Source organism: Methanoculleus sp. UBA430 (genome assembly GCF_002506585.1).
In the GTDB taxonomy this organism is placed as follows: domain Archaea; phylum Halobacteriota; class Methanomicrobia; order Methanomicrobiales; family Methanoculleaceae; genus Methanoculleus.
This window is the reverse complement of the sequence record NZ_DAXW01000015.1, coordinates 200,493-200,713: the sequence shown is the minus strand read 5'-3', so window position 1 is coordinate 200,713 and position 221 is coordinate 200,493.

Genomic DNA, 221 nt, shown 5'->3' with positions numbered 1-221 from the left:
CCCCGGGGGCGGGGGCAGTGCGTGGGGATAGCCGGTGGGAAGCCTTGAATGGGGAGCGACTCTAACGATGGTTTCCCGGAGAAGGTAAGGTGAGAGCCAGAGATAGACGGGATCAGGTTCTTTTCCACCAATCCCAATACACTGGACCGTGGTGGCTATCCCCTTTGGGGGAGGGGCTGACGGGGAGGGGGGCTTGCCCCCCTCCCCTGTCTCACCGGGTC